Source organism: Pseudomonas sp. PAMC25584 (assembly GCF_058135675.1).
In genome coordinates, this window is record NZ_CM176870.1 from 2,356,767 (window position 1) to 2,370,575 (window position 13,809).

Consider the following 13,809-nt stretch of genomic DNA (forward strand, 5'->3'; position numbering starts at 1 on the left):
CTTAACCCTCCTGGCGTTGGTTGGTGGGGTCGAAGAACGGTAGCTGCACCACTTCGGCCTGGACGACGATGCCGCCCTCGACGCGAATCGGAATGCATTGCCCCGGCGTGCTCTGGTCGATTCCGGCATAGGCCAGGCCGATGATCCGGCCCAGGCTGGCGGAGTATTCACACGAGGTGACGTTGCCGCTGATGTCCGGGCCGTTGAGCACCAAGTGGCCTTCCAGCGGTTGCACGCTGCCCTTGGGCAAGCTGAAGCCCACCAGTTTGCGTTTCAGCGGTTGGGCTTCGAGGATGTCCACCGAACGGCGGCCGACGAAGAACGGTTTGTTACGGCTCACGGCCCAGCCCATGTCAATCTCCGCCGGATGGGTCATGCCGTCGGTGTCCTGGCTGATGATCACATGGCCTTTTTCCAGGCGCAGCAGGCGCTGGGTTTCGACGCCGAAGGGGCGAATATCAAAGGCTTTGCCGGCGGCCATCAAGGCATCCCACAACGCCAGGCCGTGGCGTGCAGGCACGTGGATTTCATAACCCAGTTCGCCGACGAAGCCGACCCGCAGCAGCCGCGCCTTGATCCCGGCCACCGTACCCTGGCGTACACCGAGGTAAGGGAAACCCTCCGCGCTTAGGTCGAGGTCGCTGCACAGCTGTTCCAGCACCTTGCGCGAATCCGGCCCGGCCACGTTCACCGCACAGATCGCGGCGGTGACGTTGGTCACATCCACGTCCAGGCGCCATTGTGCGTTCCACTTGAGCATCTGCTGGTAGATGCGGTCGACGCCGCTGGTGGTGGCGGTGACATAGAAGTGCGTGTCGGCCAGCCGCGCGCACACACCGTCGTCGATCACCACCCCGTGTTCATTGGTCATCAGCGCATAACGCGAACGGCCCACCGGCTGCTTGAGAAACGCGAAGGTGTACATCCGGTTGAGCAGTTCGGCGGCATCCGGGCCGCGCACGTCCAGGCCGCCGAGGGTCGACACATCGATCAGCCCGACCTTGTTGCGCACATGCAGGGCTTCGGCCTGCATGCAGGCGTCGCGGTCCTCGGCCTTGCCGTAATAGGCCGGGCGTTGCCAGATGCCGGCGGGCATCATCTTCGCCCCGGCCTGCAAGTGCCGCGCATGCATCGGCGTTTGCCGGTAAGGGTCGAAGGCGCGCCCGGCCACATGGGCGAGTTTCTCCGCGACAAACGGCGGCCGTGCGGTGGTGACGCCGGTTTCGCTGATGTTGCGCTGGGTCGCCCAGGCCACCAGGCGTGCGGTCGGCAGCGCCGAGTGGCGGCCCTGGGACGGGCCCATGCCCACGGTGGAGTAGCGTTTGACCAACTGCACATCGCGGTAGCCGATGCGGGTGGCGTTGACGATATCCGCCACTTGCAGGTCTTCGTCGAAGTCGACGAAATCCTTGCCCTTGGGGTGCGCGAAGATCGGCCAGTTGAAGTTGACCTGGGCTTCGCTGCGCAGCGGCACGGGCGCGCTGGCCGTGATCAAACCGAGGGCGAGGGCGATGGTGTTGGCCGCGTTGGTCGCGTCTACCAGCACATTGTCCAGTTGGTGCCGACCGTGGACCGAACCGGCCACGTTCAGGTTCTGCGGCAGGCCGCTGAGGCTGAACTCCGCACGCGAGTCCTCATAGGCCAGCTTGCCGCCGGCCTGGCACAGCAGTTGGTACACCGGCATATAGCCGGCCGACATGCACAGCAGGTCGCAGTCGATTACCTGCCCAGTGTCGCTGACCTGACCCTGAGCGGTGATCTGGCGCACATCGACACCCTTCACATGGCGCAGGCCTTTTTCATGCAAGGCCTCGAACACCGTGCTGTTGGGCAGGCAACGGATCTTGCGCTGCGCCAGCGCGCCGGCCAGGGCCTGGTCGGCGGGGGCGTGGCGCAGGTCGATCACGGCGGCGACGTCCACGCCCTGGTCATGCAGGTCGAGGGCGGCGAGGTAGCCGTCATCGTTGCCGGTCAGCACCACCGCGCGTTTGCCGGGCTTGACGGCATAGAGCTTCATCAGGCGTTGCGCGGCACTGGTCAGCATCACCCCCGGCAGGTCGTTGTTGCGAAAGATCACCGGCTGGTCGAACGAACCGCTGCACACCAGGCACTGCTGCGCGCGCACCTTGTACATGCGCTTGCCCTGGATCACCGGCAGGTAGTTGTCGGTGAACCAGGCGTTGCAGGTGGCCTCGGTGAGCACCTGGATATTCGCGTGTTGCTGCACCGCGCCGAGCAATTCGCGGCGCAGGCTGTCGGCGCGGGTGCCGGCGATATCGAAGCGCGCATAAGTCAGCGAGCCGCCGAGGATCGGCTGCTGCTCGATCAGCAGCACCTTGGCCCCGGCATCGGCGGCGGTCAGCGCCGCCTGCAAACCGGCGGGGCCGGCGCCGATGACGGCCAGGTCGGTGAACAGGTAGGCCTTGTCGTAGTACTCGGGCTGGAAGTTCAGGTCGAGCACGCCCAGGCCGGCCTTTTTACGGATGATCGGCTCCCACACTTTCCACATGCCTTTGGGCTTGTAGAACGAGCGGTAATAGAACCCCACCGGCATGAATTTGGAGAACTTGCCCAGGTAGGCATCGCGGTCGTTGTCCAGCGTGCCATTGACGTTCTGCGCGCTCACCGCCAGGCCGGCCGACAGCGCGTGGGCATCGGCCAGCACGTTGGGCTCCTGGGGCAATTGCACCAGGCTGTTGGCGTCCTGGCCGGCCATGCTCAGCGGGCCGCGTGGACGGTGGTATTTGAACGAGCGCGACATCAGGAAGCGCCCGTTGGCGAGCAGGGCGCTGGCGATGCTGTCGCCCTGCAAGCCCTGGTAGGGTTGGCCGTCGAAACTGAAATCGAGTGGCTGATCACGCTGGATCAGCAAGCCCATGGGGGCGGGGAGGCGGTTCATCCGGCGATCTCCTTGGCGGTGTTGAAGTCGACACGCGTGTTGAACACTTCCCTGGGGTCGAAGGTGCGCTGGATTTCATCGGTGACGGTGTGGCGCTCGACGAGGAACCAATAGCTGGACGGCGTGTGCATCCACCATTCGCGCACCACACCGGCGAGGTTGTCGGTGTTGAACACGTAGTCGGCCCATTCGGCGTCGCTGCAGTTGACCGGATCGGGCATGGGCTTGAACTCGCCGCCGTAGCTGAACTCGCTGATATTGCGCGGCCCGTTGAGCGGGCACATCATGATTTTCATAGTCCGCTCTCCATTAATGGCTGGCCGCCGTGGCGCCCATTTCGTTGACTTGCTGGAAGGTCGAGAAACGTTCGAGGCCGAAGGGTTTGATCAGCTCCGGCACCTTGCCGCCGCTGGCGACCAGCTCGGCCATGGTCTTGCCGCAGATCGGCGTGGCCTTGAAGCCCCAGGTGCCCCAACCGGCGTCGAGGTAGTAATTTTTCACCGGCGACAGGCCCATGATTGGGCTGTAGTCCGGGGTCATGTCGGTGATCCCGGCCCACTGGCGCATCAACTTGGCGTTGGCCAGGAACGGGAACATCTCGATGGCATGGGCCAGCAGGCTTTCCTTGAGGTCCAGGGTCGAGCGCGTGTTGAACAGCGGGTAGGGATCGGAACCGCCGCCGAACACCACTTCGCCGCGACTGGTTTGCTGCACGTAGCAGTGCAGGGCCGAGGAACTCACCAGCGGGTCGAGGAATGGCTTGAACGGCTGGGTGACCATGGCCTGCAGCGGGAAGGTCTGGATCGGCGAGCGGATACCGGCCTTGGCCATCAGCAGCGAACTGTGCCCGGCAATCGCCTGCACCGCGCAGCCGCACCGGATGGTGCCGCGATTGGTTTTCACGGCGGTGATGGCGCCGTTCTCGATGATCAGGTCTTGCACTTCGGTGAGCTGATGGATTTCCACGCCGCGTTTGGCCGCCTGCTTGGCATAGCCCCAGGCCACTGCATCATGGCGCGCGGTGGCGCCGTCGATGTGCCAGAGCCCGGCGAGCACCGGCAGGTGGCCGGGGTCGAGGTTGAGGCTGGGCACCAGTTCGCGGATCTGCTGGCGGTCGAGCATCTCGGTGCGCCCGCCGAAATGCTTGTTGACCTCGGCGCGCTGGCGGAACGAACGCACCGTGGCGTCGGTGTGGGCCAGGGTCAGTTGGCCGCGCTCGGAGTACATGATGTTGAAGTCGAATTCATTGGACAGCGCCTGGAACATCTTTACCGACTCGGCATAGAAGCGCACCCCTTCGCTGGTCAGGTAGTTGGAGCGGATCACCGCCGTGTTGCGCGCGGTATTGCCACCGCCCAGGTAGGACTTTTCCAGCACGGCAATGTTGCTGATGCCGTGGTACTTGGCCAGGTAGTAGGCGGTCGCCAGGCCGTGGCCGCCGGCGCCGATGATCACCACGTCGTAACTCGACTTGAGCTCTTTGGGCGGTGGCAGATCCACCTCCACCGGGTACTCCGAACTCAGCCCGTATTTCAATAGATTGAATGGCATACGGCCTCCGATTGGCTGCGTAGGGCGTGATGTTGCGCAAGGGCGGCGGTCACGGTGTTTTTCATCAGGAAGGCAATGGTCATCGGGCCGACACCGCCGGGGACCGGGGTGATGGCGGCGACGTGGGGCAGGGCGGCAGCGAAGTCGACATCGCCCACCAGGCGGCTGCGGCCGTCGTCGTCAATGCGGTTGATACCGACGTCGATCACCACCGCGCCAGGCTTGAGCCAACTGGCATCGATCAAGCGTGGGCGGCCTACGGCGGCGATCACGATGTCGGCCTGGCTGCACAGGGCCTGGGCGTTGTGGCTGCGCGAATGCAACACCGTCACCGAGCAATCGGCCTTGAGCAGCAGGGCCGCCATGGGCTTGCCGACGATGTTCGACCGACCGACCACCACCGCGTGTTTACCGCGCAGGTCGCCACAGGTTTGCTCCAGCAGATACAGGCAACCGCTGGGCGTGCAGGGGGTGAGCACGGCGCGGCCCTGGCTGAGGCCGCCGACGTTCTGGCTGTGAAAACCGTCCACGTCCTTGTCCGGTGCGATGGCTTCCAGGGCGCGCAGTTCGTCCATCTGCGCCGGCAGCGGCAATTGCAGGAGGATGCCGTGAATTGCCGGGTCGGCGTTCAATTGGCCGATCAGGATCAACAGCTGTTCGGTGCTGGTATCGTCGGGCAGCCGGTGCTCCAGGGAGTGGATGCCAACCTCGGTGGCGCGCAGGACCTTGTTGCGCACATAGACCTGACTGGCCGGGTCGTTGCCCACCAGGATCACCGCCAGGGCCGGTTGAATAGCTTGCGCATGCAGACGCGCTACGTCCTCGCGGACCTGCAGCAGCACCCGCGCAGCGGCGGCTTTGCCATCGATCAGTTTAGGCTCGCTCACCGGAACACCACCGTTCTGTCCTGGTTGAGAAACACCCGGTGCCCCAGGTGGTACTTGACCGCCTTGGACAGGGCCACGGTCTCGGTGTCACGCCCGATAGCAACCAGGTCGTCCGGCTTGTACACATGGTCCACGCGCTGTACTTGCTGCTCGATGATCGGGCCCTCATCCAGGTCGCTGGTGACATAGTGCGCGGTGGCGCCAATCAACTTCACGCCGCGTTGATAGGCCTGGTGATAGGGCTTGGCGCCTTTGAAACCGGGCAGGAACGAATGGTGAATATTGATCGCGCGCCCCGACAGTTGCCGGCACAGGTCGTCGGAGAGAATCTGCATATAGCGCGCCAGCACCACCAGTTCGGTGCGGGTGTCATCGACGATCTTCATCAGCTCGGCTTCCTGCGCGGCTTTGTTGTCCTTCGACACCGGCAGGTAAATAAAGCGAATACCCTCGCGCTCGGCCATGGGCCGCAGGTCGAGGTGGTTGGAGACGATGGCGGTGATGGTCATGTCCATCTCGCCCTTGTGGTAGCGGTAGAGCAGGTCGGTGAGGCAGTGGTCGAACTTGCTCACCATCAGCAGCACGCGCATCGGCTCGCGGGTGTCGTAGAGCTCCCACTGCATGTCGAAGGCCTGGGCGACGTCGGCGAAACCGGCGCGGATCTGTTCCAGATCGCCTGCGTGCCCATCGTTGAAACGGAACACGGCACGCATGAAGAAGCGACCGCTGAAGTCATCATCGAACTGCGCCATCTCCCCGATGTAGCACGCGTTGTCCGCCAGATACGTGGTGACGGCAGCGACAATGCCGGACACCGCGGGACAAGTGACCTTGATGATGAAATGGTTTTTTTCGTGTTGCATGACACGTCCTCGGGATGATGGCGGCAGCTCATCGCATAGCGAAAAAATGTCAGAGGACAGCAGGCTCATTCCGTGAGCGCATTTTCTTGTTAGGAATAAAATATTCCTGAAGTGGCTTTATAGGGGAATGGACGCGGGGCGTCTAGGGGTTTTGGGAAAGTTTTTTAACTGAGGGGAATTTTTACCGGGGAGGACGGCGTCGAACGCGGTCAAAAATGTGGGAGGGGGCTTGCCCCCGATGAGGGGGGTCAATGAAAGATGCATTCACTGACACTCCCTCATCGGGAGCAAGCCCCCTCCCACAGTTGGATCTCTGTGCTTCAGGTGTATCGCGAGTCCGGATTATTCCTTGTCGTTGCCGTAATTCATGATCGACAGCAGGCGAATCGGCACCCGCACCAACTCTTCCGGCCCATGGGGAATTTCGCCCTCGAACGTCAGGCTGTCGCCGGCTTCCATCCGATACAGCTGATTCCCATGCCGATAAATCAGCTCCCCTTCCAGCAAGTGCAGAAACTCGGTCCCCGGGTGGGCAAAGGTCGGGAACTCCTCGCTGGCGTCATCCATGCTGACCATGTACGCCTCAAAGCTCTTCTTCGGCCCCCGCGTATGGTTGAGCAGATGGTAGGTATGCCCCTTTTCCGTACCCCGGCGCACCACTTCCATGCCTTGGTCGGCTTTGACCAGCAAGGCACTGCCATCTTGTTGATCGTATTCGGCGAACAATTTCGACAACGGCAGCCCGAGCACGTCGCACAGGCGACTCAGGGTGTCGAGGCTGGTGGACACCTGGGCGTTTTCGATCTTGCTCAACATGCCCTGGCTGATATCGGCAATCTTCGCCACGTCGGACAGCTTCAGGTCCTGGGCCTGGCGTTGGCGTTTGATCTGCAAACCCAGGTATTGCTCCAGCTTGAGGCGGGGGGCGGTTTCGGTGGACATAGTCATCAGATCCTGCACGCTTTCCGTTCAGTAATATTAGTTTCGCACTAGGAAAGTGCAAGTGGCGGCGCTTGGCGGCCGTGCCCCGGCACGTATTCCCACGGGGAAAAGAATTTTCCCATATATACAGCACAAAAGCGCTTTCACCGGCACTTCAATCGGCCGCTCGCGAATCTGGCAAGGGTATTGCATTCCTGTGGGGAAACTAACTTTCTTTTTAAGAATAAAAAGACAGTCTAGGCCCACCCACACGGTTTTGCCTTTCGCGAGGAGTGACACGCAATGTTGCCAGCAGAAACCCAGCGCATCATCGACAAGTACGGCATCAAGTACGTGCTTGCGCAGTTTGTGGATATACACGGTGCGGCCAAGACCAAGTCGGTGCCGATTTGCGGGCTCAAGACGGTGGCCGAAGAGGGCGCCGGGTTTGCCGGGTTTGCCATCAGCGGCATGGGCATGGAACCCCACGGCCCGGACTTCATGGCGCGGGGCGACCTGTCCACGCTGACCCCGGTGCCCTGGCAGCCGGGTTACGGGCGCGTGGTGTGCGTCGGGCATGTCGACGGCAAGCCCCATCCCTTTGATAGCCGCTACGTGCTGCAGCAGCAGGTGCAGCGCCTGCAAGACAAGGGCTGGACGCTGAACACCGGCCTGGAACCCGAATTCAACCTGATGCGCCGCGACGAGCAGGGCAAGCTGCAACTGGTCGACCCCAGCGACAACCTCGACAAGCCCTGCTACGACTACAAGGGCCTGTCGCGCTCGCGGGTGTTCCTGGAGCGCCTGACCGAAGCCTTGCAGGCGGTGGATTTCGAGGTCTATCAGATCGACCACGAAGACGCCAACGGCCAGTTCGAGATCAACTACACCTACAGCGACGCCCTGACCTCGGCCGACCGCTTTACCTTCTTCCGCATGGCCGCCGGCGAGATCGCCAACGACCTGGGCATGATCTGTTCGTTCATGCCCAAGCCCGACCCGAAACGCGCCGGCAACGGCATGCACTTTCACCTGTCGATCAGCAGCGCCGAGAACAAGAACCTGTTCCATGACGCCAGCGACCCGAGCGGCATGGGCCTGTCGAAACTGGCCTATCACTTCGCCGCCGGCCTGCTCGCCCATGGCCCGGCGCTGTGTGCGTTCGCCGCGCCCACCGTCAACTCCTACAAGCGCCTGGTGGTGGGCAACTCGCTGTCCGGCGCCACCTGGGCCCCGGCCTTTATCGCGTTTGGCGCCAACAACCGTTCGGCCATGGTGCGCGTGCCTTACGGCCGCCTGGAGTTCCGCCTGCCGGATGCCGGCTGCAACCCTTACCTGGTCAGCGCCGCGATCATCGCGGCGGGCCTGGACGGTATCGATCGCGAGTTGGAAATCGACCACGTCTGCAACGAAAACCTCTACAGCCTGAGCCTGGAGCAGATCGCCGAGCGCGGCATCAAGACCTTGCCCCAATCCCTCAAGGAAGCCTGCGACGCGCTGGAAGCCGACCCGCTGTTCGCCGAGGTGCTGGGCCCGCAGATCGTGGGTGAGTTCATCAAGCTCAAGCGCATGGAGTGGGTGGAATACAGCCGCCATGTGAGCGACTGGGAAGTCCAGCGCTATACCGAATTTTTCTGACACCGTGTGACGGAGACTTGATATGTGTGGAATCGTAGGTCTGTACCTGAAAAACCCCCGACTGGAACCCCAGCTCGGCCAGTTGTTTGAACCGATGTTGCAGGCCATGACCGACCGTGGCCCGGACAGTGCGGGTTTTGCCATCTACGGTGATGAAGTCGCCGACGGCTGGGTCAAGCTGACCCTGCAAGCGACTACCGAGGGCTTCGACTGGAAAGCCCTGATGGGCGAACTGGAAGGGCGCCTGGGCTGTTCGCTGGACTGGTTTCAGAACGCCAGCGCCGCCGTGTTGAAGATCCACGCCGACGAAGCCCCGGTGCGCCTGGCCCTGGCCGAACTGGCGCCGAGCGTGCGCATCATGAGCGCCGGGCAGAGCATCGAGATCCTCAAGGGCATGGGCCTGCCCCAGGAAATTTCCCAGCGCTTCGGCCTGGCGAGCATGCAAGGCAGCCACATCATCGGCCACACCCGCATGGCCACTGAAAGCGCGGTGACCATGGAAGGCAGCCACCCGTTTTCCACCGGTGCCGACCTGTGCCTGGTCCACAACGGTTCGCTGTCGAACCACTTCCGCCTGCGCCAGGAACTCAAGCGCGAAGGCATCCATTTTGAAACCGACAACGACACCGAAGTCGCCGCCGGCTACCTGACCTGGCGCCTGCAACAGGGCGACTCGCTCAAAGAGGCGCTGGACCACGCCCTGGAAGACCTCGACGGCTTCTTCACCTTCGCCATCGGCACGCGCAACGGTTTTGCGGTGATCCGCGACCCGATCGCGTGCAAGCCGGCGATCCTCGCCGAGACCGACGACTACGTCGCCATGGCCTCCGAGTACCAGGCGCTGTCGAGCCTGCCAGGCATCGAGAACGCCCGCATCTGGGAGCCCGCACCGGCCACTTTGTACATCTGGGAACGCCAGTCAGCTTAAGGAGCGCACACATGAAAACCATCGATCTTTCCACCGCCACCGTGCGTGACCTCAACCAGGCGCTGCACGCGCAGGCCATCGACAACGAATGGCGCGTCACCCACTCCAACGGCAAGCACAACCTGGCGGTCGGGGTGAATCAGGCGGTGTCCATCGATATCGAGGGCCACGCCGGCTACTACTGCGCGGGCATGAACCAACAGGCGTCGATCACCGTACACGGCAACGTCGGCGTGGGCTGCGCCGAGAACATGATGTCCGGATCGGTGCGCGTCAAAGGCAGCGCGTCCCAGGCGGCTGGGGCCACGGCCCATGGCGGCTTGCTGGTGATCGAAGGCGACGCGGGCGCGCGTTGCGGCATCTCCATGAAAGGCATCGACATCGTGGTCGGCGGCAGCATCGGCCACATGAGCTGCTTCATGGGCCAGGCCGGGCGTTTGGTCGTCTGCGGCGATGCCGGCGATGCGCTGGGCGACTCGCTGTACGAAACCCACATCTACGTGAAGGGCACGGTGGAGTCGCTGGGCTCCGATTGCGTCGAAAAAGAGATGCGCAGCGAGCACCTGCACGAGCTACAAGAGCTGCTCGATCGCGCCGGTTTCGCCCACCGCGCTGCGGATTTCAAGCGCTACGGCTCGGCCCGCCAGTTGTACAACTTCAAAGTCGATAACGCCTCCGCCTACTGATTCAGGAGCTACAACATGAGTGAACAAACCCCTCCGGTACTGCGCGAGTCGGCCACCTTCGATCGCCTGACCATCCAGGAAATCCAGCGCGCCGCCGAAACCGGTATCTACGACATTCGCGGCGGCGGTACCAAGCGCAAGCTGCCGCACTTCGATGACTTGCTGCTGCTCGGCGCCAGCGTGTCGCGTTACCCGCTGGAAGGCTATCGCGAGAAGTGCGGCACCGACGTGATCCTCGGCAACCGCTTCGCCAAGAAACCGATCCACCTGAAGATCCCGGTGACCATCGCCGGCATGAGTTTCGGTGCGTTGTCGGCCAACGCCAAGGAAGCCCTGGGCCGTGGCGCGAGCATCGCCGGCACCAGCACCACCACCGGTGACGGCGGCATGACTCCGGAAGAGCGCGGTCAGTCGCGGCACCTGGTGTACCAGTACCTGCCGTCGCGCTACGGCATGAACCCCGATGACCTGCGCAAGGCCGATGCCATCGAGATCGTCCTCGGCCAGGGCGCCAAGCCCGGCGGTGGCGGCATGTTGCTAGGCATGAAAGTCACCGAGCGCGTGGCCGGCATGCGCACCTTGCCGATCGGCGTGGACCAGCGCAGCGCCTGCCGCCACCCGGACTGGACCGGCCCGGACGACCTGGCGATCAAGATTGCCGAGTTGCGCGAGATCACCGATTGGGAAAAACCGATCTACGTGAAAATCGGCGCCAGCCGGCCGTATTACGACGTGAAGCTGGCGGTCAAGGCCGGTGCCGATGTGATCGTGCTCGACGGCATGCAAGGCGGCACAGCCGCCACCCAGGAAGTGTTTATCGAGCATGTCGGCATCCCGATTCTGTCGGCCATCCCCCAAGCGGTACAGGCTTTGCAAGAGATGGGCATGCACCGCAAGGTCCAGTTGATTGTGTCGGGCGGGATTCGTAACGGCGCCGATGTGGCCAAGGCCATGGCGATGGGCGCGGATGCGGTGGCCATTGGCACGGCCGCGCTGATTGCCCTGGGCGACAACCACCCACGGCTGGACGCGGAACTGAAAAAGATCGGCTCGGCCGCCGGCTTCTACGACGACTGGCAGAACGGCCGCGACCCGGCCGGCATCACCACCCAGGACCCGGAGCTATCGAAACGCCTCGACCCGGTGGAAGGCGGGCGGCGCTTGGCCAACTACCTGCGGGTGATGGTGCTCGAAGCCCAGACCATGGCCCGTGCGTGCGGCAAGTCGCACCTGCACAACCTCGACCCCGAGGACCTGGTTGCGCTGACGGTGGAGTCGGCCGCCATGGCACGGGTGCCGTTGGCAGGGACCAACTGGGTGCCGGGTTCCGGTTACTGAGTTACGAGCCGGCTTGCCGGCTGCTACGGCGTTCCACCCCTGTAGGAGCGAGCTTGCTCGCGAAGGTCGTTAACGATAACGCGGGCATCCTGGATGACCGCGTTGTCTGGACGGTTTTCGCGAGCAAGCTCGCTCCTACATGCATCTCCCCTATCTTTTGCAGGAGCTTTGAACATGATCAATCGTCTTCTCGGCAAATCCCTCTTCGGCTTATTGGCGGCCAGTGCCTTCGCACCCTTGGCCCAGGCCGCCGATGCTCCGACCTTGAACACCGGCAGCACCGCCTGGATGATCACCGCCGCCGTGCTGGTGCTGTTCATGTGTCTGCCGGGGCTCGCGCTGTTCTACGGCGGCCTGGTCCGTGCGAAAAACATGCTCTCGCTGTTCACCCAGTGCTTCGGCGTCGCCGGCCTGGTGGGCGTGCTGTGGGTGATCTACGGCTACAGCATGGTGGTCGATACCACGGGCATGGTCGAAGGGCAGGTGACCTTCAACAGTTTTGTCGGCGGCCTGGGCCGCGCGTTCCTGGCGGGCATGACCCCCGCCAGCCTGGTGGGGGATATTCCGGAAGGCGTATTCGTGACCTTCCAGATGACCTTCGCGATCATCACCCCGGCGCTGATCGCCGGCGCCTTTGCCGAACGCATGAAGTTCTCGGCGGCGCTGCTGTTCATGGCCATCTGGTTCACCCTGGTGTATGCCCCGGTGGCGCATATGGTCTGGGGCGGTTCGGGGGCCTTGATGCATAACTGGGGCGTGCTCGACTTTGCCGGCGGCACCGCCGTCCACATCAACGCCGGTGTGGCCGCGCTCGCCGCATGCCTGATCCTCGGCAAGCGCAAGGGTTACCAGAACACGCCGATGCCCGCGCATAACCTGAGCCTGACCATGGCCGGTGCGGCAATGCTCTGGGTCGGCTGGTTCGGCTTCAATATCGGCTCCGGCGGCGGCCTCAACGGCACCTCGGGGATTGTCATGCTCAACACCCAACTGGGCGCCTGTGCGGGGATTCTCGGCTGGATGTTCACCGAGTGGTTCAAGGTCGGCAAGCCTAGCGCCCTGGGCCTGGCCAGCGGTGCATTGGCTGGCCTGGTGGGGATCACCCCGGCGTGCGCCTATGTGGGCGTCGGCGGCGCGTTGGCCATCGGCTTGCTGTGCGGGGTGTTCTGCTACCTGAGCGTGACCGTATTGAAGCGGCGCTTCGGCTACGACGACAGCCTCGACGTATTCGGCCTGCACGGCATCGGCGGCATGATCGGCGCCGTACTCACCGGTGTGTTCTGCGTACCGTCCATGGGTGGACTGGTGGAAGGCGTGACCATGGGCGCCCAGGTAGTGGCACAGCTCAAAGGGGTGGTGCTGACCACCGTGTACTGCTTCGTGGTCAGCTGGATCATCCTCAAAGTGGTCAATGCGCTGGTCGGCCTGCGTGCCCATGAGTCGGTGGAAGAGATGGGCCTGGACCTCGCCGAGCACAACGAGCGGGCCTACAACCACTGATTCTCCCCCTGAGTAAACGCAGCTCAAAATGTGGGAGGGGCGGTGCGACGATTCGACTTGCTCCCGATGGCGCCGGATCAGTCAGCTTGTTAGTAGCTGACCCACCGCCATCGGGAGCAAGCCCCCTCCCACAGTTGCCTTGCTGCGCCACGGTGGATGGGGTTGGACCTGGCCGAGCATAACGGGCGGGCCTACAACCACTGATCCTCTCCCTGAGTAAACGCAGCTCAAAATGTGGGAGGGGCGGTGCGACGATTCGACTTGCTCCCGATGGCGCCGGAACAGTCAGCTTGTTTGTAGCTGACCCACTGCAATCGGGGGCAAGCCCCCTCCCACAGTTGCCTTGCTGCGCCACGGTGGATGGGGCTGGACCTCGCCAAGCATAACGAGCGGGCCTACAACCACTGATCTTCCCCCTGAGTAAACGCAGCTCAAAATGTGGGAGGGGGCTTGCTCCCGATGGCGCCGGATCAGTCAGCTTGTTTGTAGCTGACCCACCGCCATCGGGAGCAAGCCCCCTCCCACAGTTGCCTTGCTGCGCCACGGTGGATGGGGTTGGACCTGGCCGAGCATAACGAGCGGGCCTACAACCACTGAT

11 protein-coding genes are annotated in these 13,809 nt (G+C 63.2%); 5 read left to right on the forward strand and 6 right to left on the reverse strand.

Going from position 1 to position 13,809, the window contains the following annotated elements; translation table 11 throughout:
• Position 1 precedes the first annotated feature (1 nt).
• From ACS5Q8_RS10980 to ACS5Q8_RS11005, 6 genes are all read right to left on the reverse strand, one after another.
• On the reverse strand, positions 2-2,899 hold the full coding sequence (locus ACS5Q8_RS10980) for a 2Fe-2S iron-sulfur cluster-binding protein (RefSeq protein ID WP_443700990.1): 2,898 nt from the start codon (positions 2,897-2,899) through the stop codon (positions 2-4).
• Positions 2,896-3,195: a sarcosine oxidase subunit delta gene (locus ACS5Q8_RS10985; RefSeq protein WP_276197469.1), complete on the reverse strand. Its 300-nt coding sequence runs from the start codon at positions 3,193-3,195 to the stop codon at positions 2,896-2,898. Before ACS5Q8_RS10985 ends, ACS5Q8_RS10980 begins: the two co-directional genes overlap by 4 nt.
• Positions 3,196-3,208: 13 nt before the next feature.
• Entirely contained in the window at positions 3,209-4,450 is a 1,242-nt protein-coding gene (locus ACS5Q8_RS10990) for an FAD-dependent oxidoreductase (protein ID WP_276197470.1), read from the reverse strand.
• The gene (gene folD, locus ACS5Q8_RS10995) at positions 4,432-5,337 is read right to left on the reverse strand and encodes a bifunctional methylenetetrahydrofolate dehydrogenase/methenyltetrahydrofolate cyclohydrolase FolD (protein WP_443695644.1); all 906 of its coding nucleotides are present in this window, start codon (positions 5,335-5,337) and stop codon (positions 4,432-4,434) included. The genes ACS5Q8_RS10990 and folD overlap by 19 nt, the downstream gene beginning before the upstream one ends.
• Complete coding sequence (gene purU, locus ACS5Q8_RS11000) at positions 5,334-6,200, reverse strand: formyltetrahydrofolate deformylase (protein ID WP_426101155.1); 867 nt, start codon at positions 6,198-6,200, stop codon at positions 5,334-5,336. Before purU ends, folD begins: the two co-directional genes overlap by 4 nt.
• Positions 6,201-6,542: 342 nt before the next feature.
• Positions 6,543-7,142 (reverse strand): helix-turn-helix domain-containing protein, encoded by a 600-nt coding sequence (locus ACS5Q8_RS11005; protein WP_046383917.1) that lies wholly within the window; start codon positions 7,140-7,142, stop codon positions 6,543-6,545.
• Positions 7,143-7,424: 282 nt separating this feature from the next.
• On the opposite strand from ACS5Q8_RS11005, the gene glnT reads away from it, so the two are divergent.
• From glnT to ACS5Q8_RS11030, 5 genes are all read left to right on the forward strand, one after another.
• Positions 7,425-8,759, forward strand: a complete 1,335-nt coding sequence (gene glnT / locus ACS5Q8_RS11010) for a type III glutamate--ammonia ligase (protein WP_253394881.1) — start codon at positions 7,425-7,427, stop codon at positions 8,757-8,759.
• Positions 8,760-8,781: 22 nt separating this feature from the next.
• A complete protein-coding gene (locus tag ACS5Q8_RS11015; RefSeq protein ID WP_426101157.1) occupies positions 8,782-9,687 on the forward strand; it encodes a class II glutamine amidotransferase in 906 nt (301 codons plus the stop codon).
• 11 nt (positions 9,688-9,698) lie between these two features.
• Complete coding sequence (locus ACS5Q8_RS11020) at positions 9,699-10,373, forward strand: GltB/FmdC/FwdC-like GXGXG domain-containing protein (RefSeq protein ID WP_276197474.1); 675 nt, start codon at positions 9,699-9,701, stop codon at positions 10,371-10,373.
• Between the two features lie 15 nt (positions 10,374-10,388).
• On the forward strand, positions 10,389-11,711 hold the full coding sequence (locus ACS5Q8_RS11025) for an FMN-binding glutamate synthase family protein (RefSeq protein WP_276197475.1): 1,323 nt from the start codon (positions 10,389-10,391) through the stop codon (positions 11,709-11,711).
• A 174-nt stretch (positions 11,712-11,885) separates the two neighbouring features.
• Positions 11,886-13,211, forward strand: a complete 1,326-nt coding sequence (locus tag ACS5Q8_RS11030) for an ammonium transporter (RefSeq protein ID WP_443695647.1) — start codon at positions 11,886-11,888, stop codon at positions 13,209-13,211.
• The last annotated feature ends 598 nt before the right edge of the window (positions 13,212-13,809 follow it).

What these genes read in the sequence shown, in the direction of transcription:
- ACS5Q8_RS10985 (WP_276197469.1), bottom strand. Translation starts at nt 3,195, where the DNA reads ATGAAAATCATGATGTGCCCGCTCAACGGGCCGCGCAATATCAGCGAG.
- ACS5Q8_RS11020 (WP_276197474.1), top strand. Translation starts at nt 9,699, where the DNA reads ATGAAAACCATCGATCTTTCCACCGCCACCGTGCGTGACCTCAACCAG.
- ACS5Q8_RS11015 (WP_426101157.1), top strand. Translation starts at nt 8,782, where the DNA reads ATGTGTGGAATCGTAGGTCTGTACCTGAAAAACCCCCGACTGGAACCC.
- glnT (WP_253394881.1), top strand. Translation starts at nt 7,425, where the DNA reads ATGTTGCCAGCAGAAACCCAGCGCATCATCGACAAGTACGGCATCAAG.
- ACS5Q8_RS11030 (WP_443695647.1), top strand. Translation starts at nt 11,886, where the DNA reads ATGATCAATCGTCTTCTCGGCAAATCCCTCTTCGGCTTATTGGCGGCC.
- ACS5Q8_RS10980 (WP_443700990.1), bottom strand. Translation starts at nt 2,899, where the DNA reads ATGAACCGCCTCCCCGCCCCCATGGGCTTGCTGATCCAGCGTGATCAG.
- ACS5Q8_RS11005 (WP_046383917.1), bottom strand. Translation starts at nt 7,142, where the DNA reads ATGTCCACCGAAACCGCCCCCCGCCTCAAGCTGGAGCAATACCTGGGT.
- purU (WP_426101155.1), bottom strand. Translation starts at nt 6,200, where the DNA reads ATGCAACACGAAAAAAACCATTTCATCATCAAGGTCACTTGTCCCGCG.
- ACS5Q8_RS11025 (WP_276197475.1), top strand. Translation starts at nt 10,389, where the DNA reads ATGAGTGAACAAACCCCTCCGGTACTGCGCGAGTCGGCCACCTTCGAT.
- ACS5Q8_RS10990 (WP_276197470.1), bottom strand. Translation starts at nt 4,450, where the DNA reads ATGCCATTCAATCTATTGAAATACGGGCTGAGTTCGGAGTACCCGGTG.